The organism is Gorillibacterium terrae, from assembly GCF_051594785.1.
Taxonomy (GTDB): domain Bacteria; phylum Bacillota; class Bacilli; order Paenibacillales; family NBRC-103111; genus Gorillibacterium.
The window spans coordinates 364,217-389,035 of sequence record NZ_JBPPGI010000001.1 but is presented as its reverse complement, the minus strand read 5'-3'; the positions used below and the strand labels follow the sequence as shown (position 1 = coordinate 389,035).

Below are 24,819 nucleotides of genomic sequence, written 5' to 3'. Positions count from 1 at the left end.
CTTACCCACCTACATGTTTGTAATGAAGAAAAGCCTTTTCCAAGCCATACAGGCTAACCAAATACAACCCGACAATCCAACCTCCCTGATGCAGGACCACGGTAGAGAGCTTTTCGTTCCCCAGCAATACTTTCACGGGAGCGTCGATGATCAAGGCAAAAGGCGAATATTTTACAGCGTTGGCAAGTGCGCTTGGCCATAGAATCAAGGGGATCAAAGAACCCGAAAGCAGTCCGGCGACACTTTGCAGCAATGCCTTCGGAGCCGAGCTCTTGATCGTGAAAAAGGTGAGCGAGTAAAAGAGGTTCGTCAGCAAACCGGACAAAATGATCGATAGAAAGGCCGTCATAAGGAAGCTCACGGGGTAAAGATGAAGCCTCCAAACCCAAGCGACGATGGCAAAAATGAGGAATTGAGGAATGATCACAACCAATTGGATCAAGACCTCGCCTATTTCATGCAACAGGAATTGATGGACAAACCGCGTCGGCCGAATGAAATAACGAATGATGTTGCCGTCCGCGACGGTCTCGGAAAATTCGGGAACCCGATACAGGGTCACCACCACATTCAACGCATTCGAAACAAACACGTATACGACGGTACTCTTCCATAGGGAACCGTCTACCGATTTATTCACGAATATATCGAACACCACGAATTGAATGCCGGTCGTAAAACACAGCATTATGCTGTTTAGGAGGTAGAGCCGTTTAAATTGGCTTAGCTTCTGACTGGAAGAAGAAATATAAGCTTTGTTAAGCAAAGCTTCACCACACCCGCTTCTTGTTGGACTGTCCCGGCTGCGGATCGACAAACCGTCGCTGCTGGCTTTAGATAAATAAGGCGGGAAAACCCGCCTTATTCATCCAATACTTAGTTGCCTCTCACGATAAACACGATGCGCTTTCCGCCAGCCTTTTTCGTCTTCGCCATGGTTATCCCGCCCTCCATTTATTTGAAACAGGCCCGTTTCATGGTTGAATATTACCATACTTTTCCTTTTCATTTTGTGTATTTTTCTTGTACAAAATGTTGTTTTCTTCCTATATAAATATCTTTGATAGATCGATAAACCCCCACCGTTTTCCGGTGCGAATAATCCAACAAGAAAAGCGCTCCCCGAAGCCGGAGGCGCTTTTCTTGTCTACCCGCGATTTCCATTGCCGTCCCCAGAGGAAAAAAGCCCCTTCCCCTTTAAGAAATAATCGCTTATACTACATATGAGTAAATGCTCATATATTAATATGTATTCCAACCTATTGTGTGAGGTGTCGCTTATGGATCGCTATCCACTTTTCGGTCTGCTTGCCCTGCTGCTTTTCTATGGCAGCTACCTGGCCAAACAGCTCCTTCAGCGCCGGCAAGGGATTTCCACAGATTTGCTGGGTAAAGGAACGAAGCCCAAGCGGACCTTCTACATCGAAGTCATCCTGAAGACCATGACCTTCGCGACAGCGGCCGTGCAGCTCGTCGCCTTGTTCGCGGCCCGGCCGGAAACCCTGCTGCTGTCCGCTCCGGCGGTACGGTCGGTCGGACTCGGTCTCGCCTTCGCCGGAGTCGCGGTGTTCTTCACCGCCATGTCGACGATGAACACGAGCTGGCGGGCCGGCATCGACGCCTCCCAGCAAACCCGGCTGATTCGCCGCGGCATTTACCGGTTCAGCCGCAACCCGGCTTTTGTCGGCTTCGATCTGTTCTACCTCGGCTTCGCTCTCGCCTTCAGCCACGGCTTGATCCTCGTCTTGCTGGCCCTGTGCATCGTCTTGCTGCACCTGCAGATTCTGGAGGAAGAGAAGTTCCTTCCGACCGTCTTCGGCCAAGAGTACCTAGACTATCGGCGGTCCACTCCGCGGTATTTCGGCTTCCTGTGACGGAGAAGCTATACCAGCAGATCGACGTATTGTCCCTTGTCCTTCCGTTTTGACGCCGCCGCTCCGTCCAAATTGGCCGACGCCGACTCCTGCAAGGCTTCGGTGGCTTCTTCGTCCTCCCGCTTAACGCGATCGGACTGCGTTGCCTCGGTTTCCTCCGGCGTTCTCACGCGGTCGTCGTTCGAATCCGCTTCCTGGGTCTCTTTCAATTTCTTGTTGATCTTGGAGACGCCGCCGGACAGGTCCATATTCACCTTATGGATCCGACTGTTCAGGTCCGAGAGCTTGTCTACCTTGTTTGATGACAGAACCCCTCTACTCCGGTCCGCTTTAATCTCCGCTCCGAGGACATGCGCTTGGCCTTCCAAGCTGGTCTTCACGGAATGCTTGAATTTCATCTGCTGCAGGTTCGCGCTGATATCAACCGTGCTCTGCAGGGAAGCGAGCGACTCCTGCCGGGCTTGCTCCTCCTCGGTCTTCGCCTGGGGCGCTTCTTGGCTTCGGCTTGCCTCCGCCACCTTCTGCCTCCGCTCCTCAAGAATCTCCGCTTTTCGCTGCATGAGCTGTTGGTTGAGGGTTTGAAGCTGCTCCTGCAGCTCTTTGCGGCGGGCGTCCTTTGCTTCCTTGGACAGCTCCTTGTTCGCCGACAGTTCTTGGAGCCTCTGCTGCGTGTCCTGGATTTGGCTTTGGATCGCCTTCAGTTGGCTGTCGGCGCTCGACCCGCCTGGTTGAACGCCGGTCGCGGAGCCGGCCGATCCTGCTTGTATTCTCACCCTTCATTCCTCCTGTTCCCATACTCCTCCTTTCCTTTTATCGGTCAAAATGAGAAAAACGTGAACCGTGTTCACCGATCCGCGGCATATCCGACTTTTGCGTTCTCATTTCCCCCTGCGGCCCTTAAACGTAGCGGCCGTAATCCGGAACTGCCAGGCTCTCGAATTCACGGTTCAACCGTTCGAGTCCTTCGGCCAGCTCTATGCCCGACAAGGGACGGCCATGGCCGGTGATCGCCGTTTCGGGCCGCAGTGCAGCAAGCCGTGCGACCGACTCCCGTGCAGCCTTCCAATCCGTCGTCAAGTAGCGGGGCGGGCCGCAGACCTCCGGCTTTTGGACCAGCACCTTGTACAGCTCATCCTGCCGGACGGTGATGAACGCATCGCCCGCCACGAGCGCCCGGTCGCGCTCCCGGTAAAACGATACATGGCCGGGGGTATGTCCCGGAGTGTGCAGCCAGCGAAATTCAGGAAGGAAGGGCACTTCTCCCCCTTCCGGAAGGGGCTGCACCCGGGTGCCGAGGTCAACCGGCTCGTGCGGGAACAGCGCGGACAGCTTGGCGACCAGGCCGCCCTCTACGGTCGTGTCGGGCTCGGGGTAGCTCTGCCGCCCCGTGAGATACGGCAGCTCCGCCGGATGAGCGTAGACGGGCACGTCCCATTCGCGGACAAGCTCGATCAATCCGCCGACATGATCGAAATGGCCGTGCGTCAGCACAATCGCCTCTGGCCGGCTCTCCTTCCCGAACCGTTCCTCGGCCGCCGAGCGAATCTCCGCCGCCGAACCGGGCATTCCCGCGTCCACCAGCACGTAAGCTCCGCCCGGCCGGCCAATAAAAGCGATGTTTACGATCTGGATCGTACGGCAGTAGAGGTCCTTCGCTACTTCCTCTCCGGTTCCGCTCCGGATCGAAGTCGCCGGAATCCGATGGTAGTCGCTGCCGTCATGCATGTCCTCCTGCATAGGCTTCCTCCCTGGCCTTTTTTCGGTATAGGTAAGGGTAGTTTCGCCGAGACGGCAAGGGAGTATTCGGGAGGGGCCAGCAGAAAATCGTTATAACCAAACCTTCTCCCAACCCTGTCCCAACCCATGCTATGCTGGAATAAATCCGGATTCAGAAGGAGCGGTTAGACTTTGCAGGAAACTTGGAATATCGCGAGCAATGCCTTGGCGAATTACCCCTTGGACCGTCCGGCCATCGACTATATCGGGCAAAGCGGCACTACGATTTTTAAGGTTGTCGATTCGGAAGACCGCCGCTACAGCCTGCGGCTTCACCTGTCCAAGAGCGAAACCCTGGACGAAGCGTGGACGGATGCGGAGCGAATTCGGTCCGAACTGGACTGGCTTCGCGCCTTATCCCGGGATACCGATCTAACCGTTCCGACGCCCGTCGCCAATCATCGCGGGAAATTCGTCACCGACGTGAACGGCACGGTCTGCACCTTGGTTCGTTGGGTGGAAGGGGAAACGAAGCCCTTTCTATCCACCGTTCAAGACGTCGAATCGCTCGGCGAGACGATGGGCAAGCTGCATCGGTATGCTTCCTCCTGGAAAGCGCCGGATGCCTTTACACGGCCGTCCTATGACGCCGCCCGAATCGAACGGTCGCTGCAACGGCTTGGGGAGCAGCCGTATGCCGGCTGGCTCGATCCGAATACGGCCGATCTCCTCGAAAGGGCCGGGCAACGTGCGATTCGGATGATGAACGCCATGGAGCAAACCCCTCGGACTTGGGGAATGATTCATGCGGACTTGATTCCCGGAAATTTCGTATTCCACGGAGAGGAAGCACGGCTGATCGATTTTGGCGCGTGCGGCTTCGGGTACTATCTGTTTGATCTGGCATGGACGTTTTCCTATCTGCATCCCGCCTTCCGCGAGCCGCTGCTTGCCGCTTATTCGAACCACTTCCCGCTGCCGGATGCTTACCTGGAACGGCTGGAAGGATTATTCGTCGCCGCGCAATTGGATACCATAGGCTTCTGGCTGGGGCTGCCGGATGCGCAGGAATGGCTGCCTGCCCATATCGGAAAATTGACCGCCCGCGAATTCGGCTCCTATGTCCGGAACGAGCCGTTCCTGTTCGCAGGCAAGCCTTATTGGGAATAAAGGAGGACCTCGCCTTCCCTGGTCAGCCCTTCACTTGGAACTGAACCCTTGTCCATTCTCCCTCTACACTGGCGACCTTCAGTTCCTCTCCGCAGAAATGGGCCAACCTCCGGTGGATGTTGGTCAGGCCTACTCCCCGCCTCCGGGTCGAAGAGCTGTCGTCGCTCCACAAATGCTCCAATTGCTTGCGGCTCATTCCCACTCCGTTATCCCATACCTCCACATGAAGATTGGCTCCCTCCAATCGGACGGTCAGTTTGACGGTTCCTCCCTCCAGCTTCTTCATCACCCCATGCCGAATGGCGTTTTCTATCAAGGGCTGGATGGTAAGCGGCAGAATTTGCTTCATCAGAGCGTGCGGGTGAACATCGTACTCCACCGTAAGCCGATCCTCGAACCTGGCCTTCTCGATCTCCACATAAGCGTTAACCAATTGGAGCTCATCTTGCAGCAGCACAAACCGGTCCGGTCCCGGATTAAAGCTTCGCCTTAAGTAGTAGCTGAGATGCGTAATCAGCGTCTCCGCGCGCTCGGCATCGGTCTGGATTAAAGCGATAATCGAATTCAGGGAATTGAACAAAAAGTGGGGTTTGATCTGCGACTGGAGGAAGTCCTGCTCCGCCTTAATCGCCGCTTGAACGGACTTCTTTAACTGCAAGAGGGTTTCGGTCCTCGCCCGTACCTCCAAGCCATCGAAAGGCTTAACGATAAAATCATTCGCCCCGGCCCTAAAGCCCGCCGCGATATCGCTTGGGGAATGAAGGGCCGTCAGCAAGACAACCGGCAGCTCAAACAGGGAATGCTGCCTGCGAATCTCTCGGCAGACCTCGAAGCCGGATATCTTGGGCATCATCACATCCAACAGAACCAAGTCGATATCGGAGCGGCTCTTCAGCAGTTTCAGGGCATCCGCTCCGTTTGTCGCCCAGAGCAGGTGGTAGGGGTCATGGGCAAACAAACGGGATAGCACTTGAAGATTGGCCGGCTCGTCATCCACGGCCAGGAGGGTGAACTTACCGGGTCCGCCTTGGGGCCGATCGGCCATGCCCGACTGCGGAGCCATCAAGGCTCCCTCCGGGATCTTGTCCTTCTCTTGAACGGCGGCCGAAGCTTCATCCAAAGCCGGAAGCGTGAAGACCATTCGGGTGCCGCGCTCCGGCTCCGACCAATCGACGTAGATTTCCCCCTCCATCAGCTGCACGAGCTTCGCGCTTATGGAAAGTCCCAGACCGGCTCCTCCATATTCCCGAGGAGACTGAGCTTGTTTGAAGGGCTGGAACACGGCTTCCCAATCGGACGGATCAATTCCCACTCCGGTGTCCTCGACCAGGATCTTCACCTGGTTTCCCAGAGCCTGTGCGGAAACCGTAACCGATCCTTCATGGGTAAACTTCACGGCATTGCCCACCAGATTATGAATAATCTGCTTCAGCCGGTTCTCATCCGCAAGCACGAGGGGCAATCCGAAAGGAACGGCGTTCACCAGCCTGATTTTTTTGCCTGCAATCAAGTGCAGGAACAAATCGAACACCAGGGAGACGGTCACGCGGACATCGACCCCGGCCGGATGAACGGTGAGCTCATTGCGTTCGATTTTCTCCAAATCCAGGATATCGTGAACCAAAGCGGACAGCCTTCGGGAGGTGTCATGGATCAAAGACAAGTTCTGCAGGTGGTTCTCGGTCAGTTCTCCCGCCGCCGTCTCCATCATGGATTGGGACAAATTGATGATGCCGTGCAGCGGAGTTTGGAACTCATGGGAGGTTTGAAGCAGGAATTCGTCCTTCTGCTTATCGGCTTGGCGAAGCGTCACCGCCATCTGTTCGATGGTTTTATAAGCCTCCGAGAAGCGGTAGGACAGGATGAACGAGGCCAGAAAGCAAAAGCCCAGGATGGCGTAATAGCCGATTTGACAGCTCAGCACCACACTGCTTAAATACAGCGCATAATCGACTAATCCGACAAAATAACAGCACAAAGCGAGGATAAAGAGGGCCAGGCCTTTTCGGTTGAACTCCCCGTATCTCCCCTGCCGGTAGGAGCGGAGCAGCAGGCCGATGATGACCAAGTAAGCTGCAATTTGAAAGAAACCGGCCCATATATTGAAATTGGAATACCATTGGAACGGAGTGAGGAGGACAAACCCGTTATACGCACCCATTCCGTAGACAATGCCGCGGATAAGCCAACGGGGAATCAGTCCTTGGCAGACGGTTTTGATGAACAGGACCATCGTAATCAGAGAAGAGTATAAGGAGACCGCCTGAATCTTGTAATACAGCTCTGCCGGCAGCTTGATATAGTCAACCAGAATCCGGTCGCCGTTGCTGGCGAAGGACCAGGCGATGACGACGCAGCTTATGCCAAAATAGAGCAGCCCTCTTTCTTCTCTGCGTATGATAAACACACTCAATTGATAGCACCCCAGCATCAAGAGCGAGACAATCAGGGTCATATTGAGCAGCGTCGTATGGGTATTCGCGGTATGAATGCCTTGGGCGCTCCCAAAATAAATGTGGTAAGGGATGCCCCCTTGCGTATTTTCGAAGTCGGCCACATGAATCAGGATCTCCGCCGTATCTCCCTGCACGGAAAAGAACGCATTATACGGCTGATTCACGTAGGTATAGTCGCTTTTGGATAAGGCGGGAACCCCGCTTCCCCCTACCTTCTCGCCGTTCACATAAATCGTGCTTGCCATCCGGATGTTGGAGATTTTTAGCCCGTAGATGAGACTGGAGGGTTTAACCTTGATCGTCAGACGATAAGTAGCGGCGCCTTTCGCCTGGTCGCTTTCCGCTTGCGGATTCTGCTTCCAAAAGCCCGGCACCTGAATATAATCCGGCGATGGAACCGGCTTCGAACCCGGCTTAAGCAACTGGTTCCAGTAAAATTCCCATTGCCCGTCCAACGAAACGACTCGGTCCGATTGAAAATTCCGGTCCGTCAAATCCAGGGTACCCGGCTCGGAATGGGCCAGCTTGGTTTCCTCGTGATCGGTCGCCTGCAATAAGCCAAACAGCAAAAGGAAGCTTCCGAGACTCACCGCAATCAGGGCCAACAGCATTTTTCTCATCGGACGATCAACTCCCTATCTACGTTGCGGGAAGGTATAAGACGTTACCAGATTTTCTTATTATATAACAGGCTTGTTCGAAATGAACCGATAATTCGCCGTACAGGAACCCCCTTCTCGCCCTAACGCAAAAAAGACGCCGGAGGCACCGGCGCCTGACTCCTTCCCCCGCCTCTTCTTGCGAGGCTGCGAATGCTACTTGCTGCGAAACACCCGAAAGCCTTGATCGGGTCCGGTGCCGTTCGGCTCGAATTTTCCCCGGTATCCCAGCTCCGTCCCGCGAACATCGCCGATCCAGCCGCCGCCTTTTACCACCCGGTACATTCCGCCGTCGCTGTCCTCGCCCTTGTACCAGTCCCAGCACCATTCCCGCACGTTGCCGGACATATCGTAGAGGCCCAGCTCATTGGCTTTCTTGCCGCCCACCGGCTTGGTTTGATTATGATTGTTCTCGATCGCCGGCCAGTTCCAGTCCCCGGATAAGGGGCGGTCGCCGGCGTTTTTCCAATACCAGGCGACTTTAACGGCATCGTTGCTTCCGCTGTAGGTGTAGCCCTTGCTCTCCTGCCCTCCGGCTGCGGCATATTCCCACTCCGCTTCCGTCGGAAGACGGTAGCCGTTCGCGCCTTCGTGGGGCGTGACGGTCCATTTCAATGGATCGCGTTCGCTGCGATTGTTCGGGTCCTGCTTGTCCTTGTCGATCTCGTAATAGGGAGTCAGGCCCTCTTGGAGGCTCCGCTTGTTGCAATACTCCACCGCGTCATACCAGCTTACCGTTTCGACCGGCCGATCGCCGCCTTTAAACTGGGAGGGGCTATTCCCCATGACCTCGGTCCATTCCTTTTGGGTGACCTCGTAGCGGCCGATATAAAAATCCGTCAGGGTGATGCTTTTGTCACCGGAACCGAGCTTGTCGTTCGTTAAGGTGCCGCCTTGGACGAGTACCAGGCCGTTGTCGGGCTTTGACGACGAGCAAGCGCCGACGCCGGCCAGAATCAGGATGAGCAGCGCGAGGAAAAGGGATCGCTTGATCATGGATAGCGCTCCTTCTATGGAAGTTCGTCTTGCCGGTTATGGGGGACTCCACATCCGGGCGGTATGGCTTCGAGCGCGTCCGGGTGGAACGGGCCAAGGCCGCCGGCAAGGGGCCGGCAGACCTTAGCGACGTTCACGCGGATCGCGATCAGGAATCCCGCTCTAGCCGGTCCGCTGCGCACGGCGGCTGGAGCAGGAGGATTACCAGACGGTAACGTTGGAGCTGCCGCTGCTTTGGTACCCTTCGGTCGCCAGCATCTGATAAGACCAGCTGCTGCCCAGGTTCATGCCGACGTTCTTCCAGGCGTTGGCGTGATTGCCGAAATTAATCGACACGTTGCTGCCGGTCGGCCGTTTCGATTGGCGGACGCTCCAGTATTGCTGGAACGTCTGGGTTCCATCGATGGAAGGCGCATTGTAGCGCATGGTCGTATAGATGTCGTACGTGCCGCCGTCGCTGCTGACGGAGCCCTTGTATGTGCCCGTCGGCCGATACGTCCCCCAGCTGTCAACGACGTAATATTCGATGAGCGCGTTTCTCGTCCACCCGTACAGCGTCAGATACCCGTTCCCGGACGGAGCAAAGACACCGGCATTGTAGTTGACGACCCGGCTCGGCGATCCGGTCGTCCAGCCTTTGCCGACCACGAAGTTTCCGCAGTTGTACCAATTTACACTGTAATTTCCTCCAGATCCATTGACAGCGTTTACAGTTCCGCCGCCGTCCGTCCAGTTCTGCCAATAATCCGTTGCCGCACTGGCGGTAGCCCCAAACAAGCCCGTTCCCCCCAGCGAAGCGGTAAGAAGCAGCGTCATCATTTTCTTGTTTAACTTAACCATCATTTTACCTCCTAAGATTAAATAGTCTTTTTCCTTTTCCTTGCCTACTGAGTACGACTGGACGGTTCCTCTTGTCACACATCCTTTACGCGAATGCAGGCGCGAATGCCCATCTTCACCCCCTTTCGCCGGTTTGATTCTCTCATTAATAGGTTTTGCTAACAATATTTTGCATCTTGGTGTCGAGTTCATTATATTAAGAAAGCGCATACAATACACTTAACAAATTAAAGAGATAGACCCCCGATTTGATAGAGTTCACTAAAAACAGCTCAGGAGCGGTCATGGAAGTCCGCGCCTGAGCTGATGCAAATCAACCGAAAAACGGAGAGAGTCCCAATGGCCTAAGGCCTTTTTTGCCGGCTGCTTCGGTTGTTCATGGGGTGGTGACCGTTACCTTGATCGTATCGCTCGCCGTTACGCCTGCGGCATTGACCAGCTCAGCCCGATACTCGTACACCCCGGGAGCCCGGTCGCGGATCGCCGTTATGGCCCTTTGAGCCGAAGGCGTCGCTGCGTTCAGCGCTTGGGTGTCGATCAGCTGTCCATTCTCGTACAGCCGGTACTCCGTGGCATTGGTCCCCCACCACAGGTTCGTCGTCACCGTATATTGGCCGTCGCCGTCCCAGTTGTCATGGGAAAGCACCGGCTTGCCCGGGGCGGCATCGCGGATCGTCACGACCAGGGGGGCGCTCTTCGTGGTGCCGAAGGCATTGGTCAGCTCGGCGGTGTAGACATACGTGCCATTGGGCTTGCCCTGGAAGGCGGTGTTTGCCGTCTGCGCCGCCGGAGAAGCGTCGGTCAGCGTGCGGGTATCCACCAGCGTCCCGTTCTCATAGAGCTTGTAGGTCGCGCCATTGTTGCCCCACCACAGGTTCATCGTCACCGTATACCGGCCGTCGCTCAGTCCGGTTTGATGGCCGCTGTTCGAGGACAGAACCGGCTGAGCGGGCGCTCCGGTGGCCAGCACCTTGCCGGTTACCTGGAACGAGTGGCTCTGTGCGGCCGTATTGCCGGCCACATCGGTCACCGTATAGCTGACCGTGTGAGCGCCGATGCCCAGATCGGCGGCGCGGAAGCTCTGGCCGCTTGCAATTGGCTGCCCGTCCAGCAGAAGCTGCTGGGACGCCAGGCCCGACAAGGCATCGGCGGCGGTCAGGTCAAAGCGCAGCGCGGCCTGCTGATCTACGTCGCCGATCGCCTGGCCGGACTGGGTTAGCTGAATCACCGGCGCCGTCGTGTCGAGATTCACCGTCAGGGTGTGCGGCTCTTCCGAGACGCCTTTGCCGGACACCGCATAATACGCGAGCGTATGCCTGCCGTCCTCGCTCAATACGAGCGGTGCGGTATAGACTTGATCGTCGCCGTTGTCCAGCCGGTAATGGATCGCAGCCGTCGCACCGCCCGCGACGGCCGTCTCCAGCTTGACCGTGGCCGGCTGGTTATGCCAGCCCGCTCCATTCGCTTCGAGTGAAACCGCCGCGGTGGTTACCGGCACGGCTTCCTCCTCGACCGCCGTGAAGTCGCCCAGGTTGCGCGTCTTCAACTGGTATACGCCCTTGAAGACGGAGGCCACACCCCGGATATTCAAGGTTTGCCCTTCCGAATAGGGGAAGCTGCTCTGCGTGACGCCGGTCCTGGCATCCACTCGCACATGCGTGCTCGTCCCGTCTGCCGCGACCGCTTCGAATTCAAAGGAGCCGCTGGGGCTCGCGCTCACGATCCCGGCCACCTTCACCCCATCCAGCTCCAACAGCTGCCCCTGATTCGCCTCGCCGACGGCTTTCGTGACCGGAGGCTGAGGCAGCGCTGCCGTCCCTGTCTTGGCGATCTCGACCGGACTGGTCAGCTCCAGCTCCGTGTTGTACAGAGCGGTAGGGGCCGTCACCTTGACGGTATCGCCGGCGTGGAAGCCGCTCAGGCTCTGGAATACGTAGATACCGGCCGTATCGTCCTGTAGGTAAAAGGCTTGTCCGCCGAAGATGCCCGGCTCGGTCGTGACCACGCCTTCGACCGTCACCAGCGAACCGACGGTCTGCCCGCGCGCGGCTCCGATGGAGATCTTCGCCGGGATCGGATCGTCCTCCGGCGGCAGCGGTTCCGCCGGCACGTCGCCCAGCGTCACTGCCTCCGTCTTCAGGTTGGTTCCGTTCTGGCGCAGCCGCAGGTTGGAGGCCGCCGTCGTGCCCGGCTTGATCCGGACCGTGAGGTCCTGGTAGGCATGGCCGTTCCGGTCGGCCGTCAGACTGAAGGAGGAGCTGTAAGCGTAGCTGGACGGCCAAGTGCCGTCGCTGTTCTGAATCTTGGCGATCTGGGCGCCGCCGCTGACCTGGTAGATGCCGACCTGGAAGCCGGATACGGTCGTGCCGGCGGGCAGGTTATCCGCCGTCACCCGGATTTGGAAATCCGCCGCGTTCGGCAGGACCGCTTGATGGGTGAAGCCGTAGGCCGCATTGGCCGTCGCCGCGGGGCCGCCGTACGAGCCTGCCTGGAACGTGCTGCGGTCGTACCATTTGTACCCCGCCTCGGGAGCGGCCCAGGGCTCCGCCTGCGGCTCCGTGGACAGGGCGGGCTGCTCGAACGACAAGAGCGGCGTCGGCTGATCCAGCGTCAGGCCGTTCACCTGGGTGAAGTCCGTGTAGCTCTCCCGCTTGGAGAGCCAGTTGACCGTATTGACCAGCAGGGTCCCATCGTTTACTTCCTTGAAGCCGTCATAGGTGGTTTTCTTGGCCCCGGTGTCTTCGCGCAGGTATTTCGGCGTCGCGTCTTCCACCGGGGAAGAGTCGCCGATGAAGGCCGCCTTGCCGGCTCCCTTCTTCGCAATCGCAACGAAGGGGCCTTCCGCTACGCCGCCGCCCGCATAAACGCCTTGATCCACGGCGTTTCCCCAGGCCTCCTTGGTCTGCGGCAGGTAGACGATCCCCTTCGCCCGGGTCGGGTCCAAGATCGCCAGCGTGGAGCCCGCATGCATGGCGACGGCAGACACGCCCTGCGTGATGCCGAAGGACTGGGCCGGTGCTACGATCTGGGTAGCGTTGAGATCGCCCAGCGCATTATAGCGGAAGCGAACGCCGAATTCGTCCGCCAGCCAATCGGAGCTGACGACCCCCTGCATTGCGGCGGAGCCCGCCTCTTCGGCGCTCATGCCCTTGGCCGGGTTGTCCCAGGCGCCGCGGCGGAAGCCGTTGTACACCTCGGAGCCGTCCCAGCGGTTCTTGTTGCGGTCCGCATTGTAGTGGTCGGCGATGAAGAAGATGCTGCCGCCGTTCTCCACATAGTCCGCCAGGGCCTGCTGCTCGCTGGCTTTGTAAGGGACATTGGATTCGGCCGTTATGAACACGTCATAGCCGGTGAGATCGGCGAGCGTTATCGGCGTCGATTTGCGGAGCTCCTTGACGGAGTAGCCTTCCTGGGCAAGCGCTTGGCCGAAATCGGAGAAAGCGCCGTCGATCACCCAGTCCGCCGCACCCGCGGTCTGCTCATGGGTATTGTCGAACAGAATCTTCTGTCCCGCATGCTCGTTGACGACCTTGGCCTCGATGTAAGGTGCGGGATCGGCCGGGCCCTCGGCAAATGCCGAAGGTGCGGCACCCAAGGCAAACCACTGCAGCGGCAGCGCCACCGCGACCGCCAGCGAACTGTTCAGCAGCTTCTTCTTCCAACCCGAATGCTCTCTCATACCCTTCCTCCTTCAAAATATTGGATAATTGCACTGCCTTCTCCTATCCTATCTTGAAATAGAGATAGAATATAGGGGATTGGCGAAAATTTAGAGATTTTTAATAGAAAAAAAGCTCCACCCCGGAGGGTGGAGCTTTAATTGAGCGAAGAGCGTAGTTCGGCCAGTTTCTTGTTGACCCGAAACATCACCCGCGTTAGATCAACTTCGATTTTTGCAGCAGCCGTTCTACCATTGCGGCGACTTCGGCGCGTGTTACATAAGCTTTTGGCGCAAGCGTATGGTTGCCTCTGCCCGATACTACTCCAGCTTTAATGCACTCGATTACGCTGTCTTTTGCATAGGCAGATACTTTCGATCTGTCGCTGTACGCTTCAAGCAGCTTGCTGCCCTCCCCGTTCGCCAGTCCGGCATTCAGCCGGGTAATCTTCATAGCCCGCGCAATCATCGTCATGGCCTGCTCGCGGGTAATCGTGTCGGCAGGTCCGAATTCCTTATCGGAATAGCCCTTTATGATCCCGTAGGCTGCGGCTGTTTGAATATATCCGCAGTACCACTCCGTAGAGGCCACGTCGCTAAAGCTGCTGCTTCCTTTTCCAGGGGCAAGCCCCAGCGCCCGAACCATAACGGCGGCAAATTCAGCGCGGGTCATGTTACGATCCGGTTCATATTCGCCATTTCCAACCCCGGTCACGACTTTTCGGGAACCCATGTTATTGACCGAAGCCTTTGCCCAATGGTTATTCATATCAGTAAATTCAATGGGATTCCAGATGACGGAATAGGTACTGTTGGTCAGACTGTTGATGACCGCATAGTATCTGCCGTTAATTACGGTAACCTGAGTAGGAACATGATAGACCGTTCCATCCGGCTCCACTACTACTCCGGTTGTAATCTTGGCAGGATCAATGCCTTCCGGTATCGCAATCCTTCTTTCCACGTAGGCATTGAAGCTGCTGATGGGTACCGTGCGTCCGCCGTAGCTGCCGGTGACCGTGTAGTCCACGGACGGCAGCATCAGGGTATAGCCGCCGTCTTTGGCCGCGTTTTTCACAACCGTCGCCATCTGCCCGGACGTCTTCGCAATGCTGACGACTACTTTGATATCCTTAAGGTCTACATTCGTACCGAGCTGCTGCGACACCGCCGAGATCTTCATTTCGGAGGCAGGCAGCGTATAGGTGCCCGAATCGGTTCGGACGACAAGGGTCGCAGCCTGATTCTCCATGGTCTTCACCATTTGACCCGTCAGAACGCCAGCCGCCGTATCTGTGTTTCCCGTAACGGGGATCACGACAATAGCGCCGCTCTTCTCGGAAGCGAGGATACTCTCCAGTCTGCCGGAATCGACGGTGACGGTGGTGGTGGTTCGACCATCCGGACCGGTCGTGGTCTGCGCTGTACCGGCGATTTTGGATTCGCCGTTGACAATAACGGAAGCCCCGTTATCGGATTCACCCGAACTGGAACCGCCGGAGGGGCTCGTGCGGGTAATGTTCAGCGTATAGACCGATGGAGTGCCGTCCTGGGCAGTGACCTTGAGATAGGCCTTGTTCAAGCCTACATTCAGTTGTAGGGTCTTGTCGATTTCCTGGGTGCACGCCGAGTCGCTGTACAGTTTCCAGCTTGCCCCCGCACTTACCGTAACATTGACGGTCAGGTCGGTAACATTGCTAGTTACCGTGGCCGTAATGCTCTTCTCGTCTTCGCGGATGACTGCGTTTGCCGGAGCCGTTACGGCGATGACCGAGTTCTCCCTGCTGGACAAGCCTCTAATTTCGATGACATTCGAGTCCGGGCTTGCGTTATGCAGATCCGTTGCAGGATAGCGCACCACATAGGTACCTGCGGGAAGACCGGTGATCTGCCCGTTGGCATCGGCGGTCACTTCGGTATACTCGCTCGCAGCGGTGAGTCGGTATTCATACCTGGTGCCGGGTACCAGCCCGGTGATTTTCCCGTTGCTGCTTCCGCTCATTGCATCCTCAGCGCCGAGACCTTCCGGTCGGGCCTGCTCCTCCTTGCTTACCGTGAAGGACAAGGCGACCGTCAGAGAAATTCCGTTCGCTCCGGTGATGGTCAGCGTACCGGTGTGCGTTCCGACGGAAAGGCCAGGATTAGGCTGTACGCTGACGGTTGCCGCTGCATTCGGCGCAAGTTCTGCGGCAGACAGCGGCGTGCTGATGGTGAAGTCTGCTCCATCGTTCAGGGAAGCCGACAGGTTCGTCAGGGTGCTGGTTCCGGTGTTGGTGATCGTGAACGTCTGCGCCTGCTGCGGTTCATACCCATACAGGGCCGCCGCAAAGGTGCCGCTGGTCGGGTTCACAGTGGCGGAGTAGGTCAAGTCATTCTCTCCAATAACGACGGAGTTGGAGTCCGGGCTTGCGTTATACACATCCGTTGCAGCAAGACGCACCACATAGGCGCCTGCGGGAAGACCCGTGATCTGACCGTTGTCATCGGCGATTACTTCGCTGTACTCACCTGCGGTGGTGAGCCGGTACTCATACTTCGTGCCGGGTACCAGCCCGGTGATTTTTCCGTTGCTGCTTCCGCTTGTTGCATTCTCAGCGCTGAGAGCTTCCGGACGAGTCTGGTCGCCCTTGTTAACCGTGAAGGACAACGCGACCGTCAGGGAAATTCCGTCCGCTCCGGTGATGGTCAGCGTACCGGTGTGCGTTCCGACGGAAAGACCAGGATTAGGCTGTACGCTGACGGTTGCCGCTGCATTCGGCGCAAGTTCTGCGGCAGACAGCGGCGTGCTGATGGTGAAGTCTGCTCCATCGTTCAGGGAAGCCGACAGGTTCGTCAGGGTGCTGGTTCCGGTGTTGGTGATCGTGAACGTCTGCGCCTGCTGCGGTTCATACCCATACAGGGCCGCCGCAAAGGTGCCGCTGGTCGGGTTCACAGTGGCGGAGTAGGTCAAGTCATTCTCTCCAATAACGACGGAGTTGGAGTCCGGGCTTGCGTTATACACATCCGTTGCAGCAAGACGCACCACATAGGCGCCTGCGGGAAGACCCGTGATCTGACCGTTGTCATCGGCGATTACTTCGCTGTACTCACCTGCGGTGGTGAGCCGGTACTCATACTTCGTGCCGGGTACCAGCCCGGTGATTTTTCCGTTGCTGCTTCCGCTTGTTGCATTCTCAGCGCTGAGAGCTTCCGGACGAGTCTGGTCGCCCTTGTTAACCGTGAAGGACAACGCGACCGTCAGGGAAATTCCGTCCGCTCCGGTGATGGTCAGCGTACCGGTGTGCGTTCCGACGGAAAGGCCAGGATTAGGCTGTACGCTGACGGTTGCCTTTGCTTGCGGCGCAAGCTGTGCGGCAGACAGCGGCGTGCTGATGGTGAAGTCTGCGCCATCGTTAAGCGAAGCCGACAGGTTGGTGATTGTACCGGTTCCGGTGTTGGTAATCGTGAACGTCTGCGCCTGCTGCGGTCCGTACCCATACACGGCCGCTGGAATGGTGCCGCTCGTCGGATTCACAATAGCGGAGAAGGTCAAGGCATCCTCTCCGATAGTCACGGAATTGGAGTCCGGGCTTGCGTTATAGACAGGAGTAGCGGGATAGCGCACCACATAGGTACCTGCGGGAAGCTCCGTGATCTGCCCGTTGGCATCGGCGGTCACTGTAGTATAAGCGGACCCGCCGGTCAGCTTGTACTCGTACTCCCTGCCGCTAGTCAGCCCGGTAATTTTCCCGTTGCTGTTTCCGCTTGTTGCATTCTCAACGCCGAGACCTTCCGGTCGGGCCTGATCCGCCTTGTTTACGGTGAAGGATAAATCGACGGTAAGGGAAATTCCGTCCGCTCCTGTAAAGGTCAGCGTACCGGTATGCGTTCCTACAGCGAGGCCCGTTTCTGGGCGTACGTTAATGCTTGCCTGCGCATTTGGTGCTAACTGGGTCACAAACACCATCGAAGTGATGGTAAAGTCTGCATTCGTAATCGAGACAGACAGACCGGTAAGCGTTCCGGTTCCGGTGTTCGTAATGGTGAATTGCTTCTCCGCCTGCTGCGCATAGTTCACCTTTTCTGCTGGATAGGTGTAGCTAGTGGCATTAACCGTGGCGGAGTAGGTCAAGGCATCCTCTCCGATGGTCACGGAATTGGAGTTCGGGCTCGCGTTGTAGACAGGGGTGGCAGGATAGCGCACCACATAGGTGCCTGCGGGAAGCCCCGTGATCTGCCCGTTGGTATCGGCGGTCACTGTTGTATAAGCCGACCCGCCGGTCAGCTTGTACTCGTACTCCCTACCACTTGTCAGCCCGGTGATTTTCCCGTTGCTGCTTCCGCTCGTTGCATTCTCAGCACCGAGACCCTCCGGCCGGTTCTGATCCGCCTTATTAACCGTAAAGGATAACGCGACCGTCAAGGAAATCCCGTCCGCTCCGGTAATGGTCAGCGTACCGGTGTGCGTTCCAACGGAAAGCCCCGAATTAGGCTGTACGCTGACGGTCGCCGTTGCATGCGGCGCAAGCTGTACGGCAGACAGCGGCGTACTGATGGTGAAGTCTGCTCCATCGTTCAGGGAAGCCGACAGACTCGTCAGGGTGCCGGTTCCGGTGTTGGTAATCGTGAACGTCTGCGCCTGCTGCAGTCCGTACCCGTACATGGCCGCCTTAAAGGTGCCGCTGATCGGGTTCACGGTAGCGGAGTACGTTAAGGCATCCTCTCCAATGGTCACGGAATTGGAGTCCGGGCTTGCGTTATAGACAGGAGTAGCGGGATAGCGCACCACATAGGTACCTGCGGGAAGGCCGGTGATCTGCCCGTTGGCATCGGCGATCACTTCGCTGTACTCGCTCGCGGTGGTGAGCCGGTACTCGTATTCCCCACCAACTGTCAGCCCGGTGATTTTTCCGTTGCTGCTTCCGCTCGTTGCATTCTCAGCGCCGAGACCCTCCGGCCGGTTTTGATCGCCCTTGTTTACCGTGAAGGACAAATCGACCGTTAAGGAAATTCCATTAGCTCCGGTAATGGTCAGCGTACCGGTGTGCGTCCCGACAGTGAAACCCGTCTGCGGCTGTATGCTGACGGTTGCTGTTGCTTGTGGCACAAGCTGCGTGGCAGACAACGCCGTGCTGATCGCAAAGTCTGCGCCTTCGTTCAGGGAAGCCGACAGGCTCGTCAGGGTGCCGGTTCCGGTGTTGGTAATCGTGAACGTCTGCGCCTGCTGCAGTCCGTACCCGTACATGGCCGCCGCAAAAGTGCCGCTGATCGGGTTCACGGTAGCGGAGTACGTTAGGGCGTCCTCTCCGATGGTCACGGAATTGGAGTCCGGGCTTGCGTTATAGACAGGAGTAGCCGGATAGCGTACCACATAAGTTCCAGCAGGAATACCGGTAATCTGCCCGTTGGCATCGGCGGTCACTTCGCTGTACTCGCTCGCGGTGGTGAGCCGGTATTCGTACTTGGCACCGGGTACCAGCCCGGTAATTTTCCCGTTGCTGCTTCCGCTCGTTGCATTCTCAGCGCCGAGATTCTCCGGCCGGTTCTGATCCGCTTTGTTTACCGTGAAGGACAAAGCGACCGTCAAGGAAATTCCATCCGCTCCGGTGATGGTCAGCGTACCGGTATGCGTTCCAACGGAAAGCCCCGAATTAGGCTGTACGCTGACGGTCGCCGTTGCATGCGGCGCAAGCTGTACGGCAGACAACGCCGTACTGATCGCAAAGTCTGCGCCTTCGTTCAGGGAAGCCGACAGGCTCGTAATGGTGTTGGTTCCCGTGTTGGTGATCGTGAACGTCTGCGCCTCTTGGAGACCGTACCCATACAGGGCCGTCGCAAAGGTGCCGCTGATCGGGTTTACGGTAGCGGAGAAGGGCAAGGCATCCTCTCCAATGGTCGCAGAATTGGAGTTCGGACTTGCGGCGTGCAAGTCGTTATTGGGATAGCGCACCACATAGGTGCCTGCAGGAAGGCCGGTGATCTGCCCGTATGCATTGGAGGTCGCTGAGGTATAGCTGCTTGCACCCGTAAGTTTGTACTCACATTCCTTGTTAGCCCTCAGCCCCGTGATGATACCGTTGCTGCTGCCGACGGTTGCATTCACAGCCCCAATGGCCGGTGCGGGTATGGTTCCCTTGAACATATTTATGGTGAAGAAGATCTTGGGAGTTTGCGCATAGATGTCGGTTTCTTCCGTTACCAGGCCGACTACAAAGGTTCCGGCCGTTGTAAAATTAAGTTGCGAGCCAACAAAGAACCCCTGACCGGTCGTTCCTTCTTCAAGGGTATAAACTCGCTTGCCATTACTCGGGCTAAAGTTGAACCAGTAGAATAATTCCCAGGCGGTACCATTGTATACATAATCGTAGGAGGAAGAGACGCCGGATTTGAGGGAGTTATAGGTTTGAATTTTATTAACCGTGAACGACAAATCCACCGTCAGGGAAATCCCGTTGGCGCCCGTAAAGGTCAGCGTACCGGTATGGGTTCCCGCGGCGAGCCCCGTCTGAGGACGTACTCGGATGGTTGCCTGTCCATTAGGCGCAAGCTGGGTGACAAATACCATCGAAGTAATAGAAAAGTCCGCATTCGAAAGCGAGACCGACAGGTCGGTAAGAGTGCCGGATCCGGTGTTGGTGATGGTGAATTGCTTCTCCGCCTGCTGCGCATAATTCGCCGATGCCGCTGGAAAAGTGTAGCTGGTCGCGTTAACCGAGGCGGAGTAGGTCAATGAAGTGGCATCATAAACCGTAATTTGCGTGGAGTCCCCACTCGCATTGTAGAGGGGAGTGGCGGGATAACGCACCACATAGGTTCCCACAGCCAAGTTGGGAATTTCCCCGCTTGCACTCGCGGTCACTGTTGTATAAGCAGACCCGCCGGTCAGCTTGTACTCATACTCCCTGCCACTTGTCAGCCCGGTGATTTTACCGTCGCTGGCACTGGAGGATGAGGCATTCTCAGCACCAAGGCCGCTTGGGGCGTTCTGCGTCCCTTTCCCTACCGTCAGGGTAGCGATTGCCTTGCTGCCTGCCGTGTTGGTCGAGGATTCTGCCGTCACCAGGCCGATTCGGAAGATCCCCGCCTTGGTGACGCTGAGAGAAGTCCCGTTAAGGATTTGCCCCTCGCCGCTGCCTTCCGAGACTGCAGCTTCCAGGGAATAGGTTCTCGCGCCTGCACCGTTCGTCACCGTAAACAAACCGGATACGGCGGATAGGTCAATGGTCGTGCCGGCGTAGATGACGGAAGTGTTGCCGGGCGTGATGGTGACCGGCTGCTTGGGCGGTTCTGCGTATTTCATCACTTTAACTGCGGATGCGGTCGAATAGGAGACATAGGGTATTCCGCTTTCCACAAACAAGGAAATGCCTTTCGCGTTACTGCTTTGGGCGATTTCCGAATTGCCTAAGGTGATCCAGCTGTTGCTTTGCGGGTTAAATCCTTTTACCGTTACGCCGGCCGTTGAGGCAGCCGTTCCGTCCTTATAGGCGACGTAGGGCGTTTCGCCATCCACATACAGAGAAATGGAGGAGGCTTCTCCGGAGGTGAGGTAACCGCTGCCCACGGTGATCCAGTTGGCCCCGCTGAGCTTCTTTACCATCAGGCGATTGCCGGTGCCCGGATCCGCAAAGGCCACATACGGGGTTCCATAGCTCGAAATCTTCATCGCTACATACGCGCCAGTTACATACGACGATCTTGGTGTCTTGGTTGAGATTTGAGCATCGCCCACTGTATTCCACTGAGTGCCGTCGTACTTCTTCATCGACACGTATGCGCCATAAGCGTCACTGTCATTGACACAGTAAGCCACGTAGGGGGTGCCTTGGTAGAGATCCATGGTTGCGGAAAAGGCTTGATCTCCCGCTATCGACTTGCTGCCCACATACTCCCAGGCAGAGTTCTTGTATCGGGTTACCGAGACACGGCCGGACATGTTCGTCTGATTGGCCGCCAAATAGGGGGTTCCATCGTCGTCGATGGTTAGGGAGATGGAGGACTCTCTGAGGACGGTCTGATCCGCTGTAGGGACCGGGGCATTTAATGAAGTCCAAGTCGTACCCGAACTATATTTCAACACCTTCGTGTTTCCTGCAGTTTCCGAATTGCTGTAAGCCACATAGGGCTTGCCGGCTCCATTTAAAAATAGGGACGTGTTGGTGGGTGCGGTAGCGGACTGATTCAACAAGGACGTCCAGCTTGAGCCGGTTCCCTTCCAAGCTTGAATCTTGCTGCCACTGGCGGCGGATACATAGGGTACACCGTTTAGCACATACAGGGAGGTAGCTTGGGCTGCGCTGCTCAGCACATCACCGGCCACCTGTTGCCAAGTGGAGTTTCCGGCTGCCGAGGCTGGGGCCGGAGCGTTGCTCAGCACCATGGCGGCCGACAGGACCACCGCCAACAGGCGTCGCATAAAAGTCTGCTTTCTCGTAAAAATTCCTCCTCTTCCTTGCTGTCGTGGAGACTGCCACAGAACGCCTGGTTTCGTCCTTTTTTGACAATATTCCAATTTGCATTGTAATCGCCGCCTCTCTACAGATTCTCAACATACCGAGACTAATCCAAAGCAGTTTTCTTGCCTGCCGATAACCATACCAGCAGCTCCCGCTGTTTCAGGGCGTAATCGGCCCGCCTTGGATTCGCCCAACGCCAATCTTCATCCGCCAGATAATCCTCCCGATACAGCTCTGCCGCCTCCATCCCGGCAGCCAAGCTGTCGGTCTGCAGATACCGGGTAAGCGCCCGATCATACTGCCGCAAATCCCAGCGCCCATCCTCAAGCTTCAGGAAATAACGGTCGTTCGCATAGCTGATTTGGATGGCCGATATCCCGTAATCCCGCAGGCATTTGCGGATGGCCCACACCGCCGTCTGCAAATTGCGCAGCGCCTGATTCGGCGGGCTTTCCGGCCAAAGATCGTCGCAGATTTTAAATTTATCGATCCAATTGCTCTCGTTTGCGAGGAAATAGGCCAGCAGTTCCCTCGGCTTGCCCCGACTCCATTTGACGGCTTCCTTGCCGTAATACAAGGCAAACTTGCCGAAAAACCGGATCTCCAGGAGCTTCTTCTCCTTCTCCGATTTGAGTCCCCGCTTTCGCCGTATCCGTGCCACCGCCTTATCAAGCCGCTCGGGGCGCACCGGCTTCAGGATGTAGTCGATTGCGTTGATCTCGAAGGCCGTCACCGCATACTGGTTATAGGCGGTTACAAACAGCACGTCCATCTCCGGATGTGTCGCCAGCATCCGCTCCGCCAGCTCAATGCCGTCCAGGGTCCGCATTTCAATATCAAGAAAGGCCACCGCCGGCCTCGTAGCTTCAAGTTCCTCCAAGGCCTGCAGGGGATTGGTATAACAGCCCGCCAGCTCAAAATCCGGGTAACGGGAGAGCAGCTCCGCCAGCTCCCGCAGCAGCGGCGCTTCATCATCCACGATAATAATCCGCACGGTGCACCTCCTCATAAGGAATTTTGAGCGTGACTGCCGTTCCTGTAGCCTCTGCACTTTCGATTTCTAGGCCCGCTCCCTGGTGCGTCCCCAACCTCCGCTGGATATTTTTAAGCCCCACGCCCGAGCTATCTCCCCGGCGTATGCTCTCCAACTGGGCCTGCGGAATGCCTACACCGTTATCTTCTACTCGGATCACAACAAGGTCGCCCATTCGATGAGCTCGCAGCCGCACGTGTCCCCCCTCCGCCCGCTTGAAGATGCCGTGTCGGACAGCGTTCTCTACCACCGGCTGGAGGCATAGGAGGGGAACCATGGTATCCAGGTTTTCCTCGATGTCATATTCGACCAGCAGCAGCTGATCAAATCGGGCCTGCTCAATGGAGAGGTACGCCCGGACCGTATTCATTTCCTCCGAAAGAGGGATTTTGCCGTCCTGTGTATGAAAATGAAAGCTCCCCCGCAGGTAATCGGTCAGGTCGTAAAGCAGGGTTTTCGCCTTTTGCGGCTCCAGCGTCGTCTGCGCCGCAATCACGCTAAGGGAATTGTAGAGGAAATGAGGCTTGATCTGCGCCCGCAGAAAGGCGATTTCCGCATCCCGAGCCTGCTGCATGGAGACGCTCAGGCGCGCGACCGTACTGCGGTATTCAACCGACAGATACCCCATCATCACCACGGTAAAGAGCATGATGTAGAGCTGGACAAAGCCGGAGCTTTCCTCGAACCCCAGGGAGAACAGAATGGAATCGGCGGAATACAGATTGATGCATAAAAGGGCAGTAACCAGTAAAAATCCTTCTCCCTTGCGGATATAAACCCAACTGGACCGGACGAACAGCCCCAGCAGAACCACCGTGTTCACGATCATCACCAGTCCATGAATTCTGAGGTACGTATGGATCGGAAAAGCAAAAATCGCCGCCAGGTAACAGGCGTATGCCAGCGAGATCAGGATCGCCAAGCGCCGCGGCAGCAGTCCGCTCTTAAATGGATAGAAAATCCACAGCAGGACAATAAAACAGGCGCTTAGAAAGAAATCCTTGAGCTTAAAGACCAAGATGAACGGGAGGTCCGGCAAAACCAGCAACAGGGAGCGCTGATCCGCCAGTCCGTTTCCCAGCGCAAATAAAACACAGAAGAGGGCAAAGAGCAGCAGCATGGGATTTCTCAGAACGCCGTCCCGGGTGACCAGGAAGAAAACCAAGTACAGCAAGGCAAGAGTGCATAACACGCCGAACACCAAAAGCGCCATCAGCTGCTTTTGCTGGTACTGCAGCATCATGGACTCCTTCGTTCCCAGCTCCAGCGAGGCCGGAATACCGGAATTGATGTAGTCATAATTGGCCTGCTGCACAAGGATTTCAATGGCTCCTCCTCTATACTCAAAAAAAACCAACTGCGGCGTGTTGCCGGCGCGGTAGTCGGCCCCGGTCCGCGCAGGGTTGCCATCGGCAAGCAGCAGCTGACCATTCACGTACACCTGACTGGAAAAACGCACGTTTTCCTTTTTCAGCGCCAGCATTCCCTGAAACGGAACGTTTTCCAGCACCAGCCGGTACGTTGCACAGCCGTAAGTGGGCAGCTTCTGCCCCTGGATGCTTTTCCCGTTCCACAGGGAGGGCACCTGCATGTATCCATCGGAAGATGGGGAGCGATCGGCAAAATCCTCCGGCGTCAGCAGCCGGTTCCAGTAAAACTCCCACTGGCCGTCCAGCCGGATGATCGGGTTCTTGGCCCTATTCCAAGCAGCCGCGTCCAATTTTCCCTGGTATGCGGGTGGGGTTGCCTCCTGGGCTCGCCCCGTTTTCATAGAAAGCGGAACGTAGAGGAGCATCAGGCCGGTCAAGGTAATAAGGAGGAGCGTTATCGTACGTTTGGTCATCTGATTTCCTCGATCTATAAATGATAGAATCCGCTAGCCGACCCAATCGTTAAAGCCTCGTTCATGCAGGCAGGATACGAAAGAACTCGTTCTATGTCGAAAAAGGTCGCCTTTCCATTTTACCAAAATGAGGATTATT

The 24,819-nt window shown here is 56.8% G+C and carries 12 protein-coding genes; 2 read left to right on the top strand and 10 right to left on the bottom strand.

Features of this window, described 5'->3' with window-relative positions; all coding sequences use genetic code 11:
* Position 1: 1 nt before the first annotated feature.
* Positions 2-817 carry an ABC-2 family transporter protein gene (locus tag ACSEXS_RS01570; protein ID WP_438431429.1) on the bottom strand — a complete coding sequence of 272 codons (816 nt, stop codon included), beginning with the start codon at positions 815-817 and terminating at the stop codon, positions 2-4.
* Positions 818-1,280: 463 nt separating this feature from the next.
* Between ACSEXS_RS01570 and ACSEXS_RS01565 the strand changes: the two genes are divergently transcribed.
* Positions 1,281-1,874, top strand: a complete 594-nt coding sequence (locus ACSEXS_RS01565; RefSeq protein ID WP_438431428.1) for a methyltransferase family protein — start codon at positions 1,281-1,283, stop codon at positions 1,872-1,874.
* Between the two features lie 8 nt (positions 1,875-1,882).
* On the opposite strand, the gene ACSEXS_RS01560 is transcribed toward ACSEXS_RS01565, so the two are convergent.
* Both ACSEXS_RS01560 and ACSEXS_RS01555 read right to left on the bottom strand, forming a co-directional pair.
* Positions 1,883-2,647, bottom strand: coding sequence for a FlxA-like family protein (locus ACSEXS_RS01560; RefSeq protein ID WP_438431427.1), 765 nt, complete (start codon positions 2,645-2,647; stop codon positions 1,883-1,885).
* 124 nt (positions 2,648-2,771) lie between these two features.
* A complete protein-coding gene (locus ACSEXS_RS01555; protein WP_438431426.1) occupies positions 2,772-3,611 on the bottom strand; it encodes an MBL fold metallo-hydrolase in 840 nt (279 codons plus the stop codon).
* 171 nt (positions 3,612-3,782) lie between these two features.
* Between ACSEXS_RS01555 and ACSEXS_RS01550 the strand changes: the two genes are divergently transcribed.
* Entirely contained in the window at positions 3,783-4,760 is a 978-nt protein-coding gene (locus ACSEXS_RS01550) for a phosphotransferase enzyme family protein (RefSeq protein WP_438431425.1), read from the top strand.
* A 22-nt stretch (positions 4,761-4,782) separates the two neighbouring features.
* On the opposite strand, the gene ACSEXS_RS01545 is transcribed toward ACSEXS_RS01550, so the two are convergent.
* The 7 genes from ACSEXS_RS01545 to ACSEXS_RS01515 all read right to left on the bottom strand — a co-directional run bounded on the left by ACSEXS_RS01545 (position 4,783) and on the right by ACSEXS_RS01515 (position 24,680).
* Positions 4,783-7,836, bottom strand: coding sequence for an ATP-binding protein (locus ACSEXS_RS01545; RefSeq protein WP_438431424.1), 3,054 nt, complete (start codon positions 7,834-7,836; stop codon positions 4,783-4,785).
* A 195-nt stretch (positions 7,837-8,031) separates the two neighbouring features.
* Positions 8,032-8,871, bottom strand: coding sequence for a formylglycine-generating enzyme family protein (locus ACSEXS_RS01540; protein ID WP_438431423.1), 840 nt, complete (start codon positions 8,869-8,871; stop codon positions 8,032-8,034).
* 201 nt (positions 8,872-9,072) lie between these two features.
* Positions 9,073-9,711: an endo-1,4-beta-xylanase XynA gene (gene xynA / locus ACSEXS_RS01535; RefSeq protein ID WP_438431422.1), complete on the bottom strand. Its 639-nt coding sequence runs from the start codon at positions 9,709-9,711 to the stop codon at positions 9,073-9,075.
* Positions 9,712-10,087: 376 nt separating this feature from the next.
* The gene (locus tag ACSEXS_RS01530) at positions 10,088-13,390 is read right to left on the bottom strand and encodes a chitinase N-terminal domain-containing protein (protein WP_438431421.1); all 3,303 of its coding nucleotides are present in this window, start codon (positions 13,388-13,390) and stop codon (positions 10,088-10,090) included.
* Between the two features lie 196 nt (positions 13,391-13,586).
* Positions 13,587-21,764 carry a choice-of-anchor D domain-containing protein gene (locus ACSEXS_RS01525; protein WP_438431420.1) on the bottom strand — a complete coding sequence of 2,726 codons (8,178 nt, stop codon included), beginning with the start codon at positions 21,762-21,764 and terminating at the stop codon, positions 13,587-13,589.
* A 143-nt stretch (positions 21,765-21,907) separates the two neighbouring features.
* Positions 21,908-22,798, bottom strand: a complete 891-nt coding sequence (locus ACSEXS_RS01520) for a response regulator (RefSeq protein ID WP_438431419.1) — start codon at positions 22,796-22,798, stop codon at positions 21,908-21,910.
* Positions 22,776-24,680 (bottom strand): sensor histidine kinase, encoded by a 1,905-nt coding sequence (locus tag ACSEXS_RS01515; RefSeq protein WP_438431418.1) that lies wholly within the window; start codon positions 24,678-24,680, stop codon positions 22,776-22,778. Before ACSEXS_RS01515 ends, ACSEXS_RS01520 begins: the two co-directional genes overlap by 23 nt.
* Between the last annotated feature and the right edge of the window lie 139 nt (positions 24,681-24,819).

Excerpts from the sequence above, each read along its gene's own strand:
- ACSEXS_RS01555 (WP_438431426.1), bottom strand. The coding sequence starts at position 3,611 with ATGCAGGAGGACATGCATGACGGCAGCGACTACCATCGGATTCCGGCG.
- ACSEXS_RS01525 (WP_438431420.1), bottom strand. The coding sequence starts at position 21,764 with ATGCGACGCCTGTTGGCGGTGGTCCTGTCGGCCGCCATGGTGCTGAGC.
- xynA (WP_438431422.1), bottom strand. The coding sequence starts at position 9,711 with ATGGTTAAGTTAAACAAGAAAATGATGACGCTGCTTCTTACCGCTTCG.
- ACSEXS_RS01540 (WP_438431423.1), bottom strand. The coding sequence starts at position 8,871 with ATGATCAAGCGATCCCTTTTCCTCGCGCTGCTCATCCTGATTCTGGCC.
- ACSEXS_RS01565 (WP_438431428.1), top strand. The coding sequence starts at position 1,281 with ATGGATCGCTATCCACTTTTCGGTCTGCTTGCCCTGCTGCTTTTCTAT.
- ACSEXS_RS01545 (WP_438431424.1), bottom strand. The coding sequence starts at position 7,836 with ATGAGAAAAATGCTGTTGGCCCTGATTGCGGTGAGTCTCGGAAGCTTC.
- ACSEXS_RS01530 (WP_438431421.1), bottom strand. The coding sequence starts at position 13,390 with ATGAGAGAGCATTCGGGTTGGAAGAAGAAGCTGCTGAACAGTTCGCTG.
- ACSEXS_RS01515 (WP_438431418.1), bottom strand. The coding sequence starts at position 24,680 with ATGACCAAACGTACGATAACGCTCCTCCTTATTACCTTGACCGGCCTG.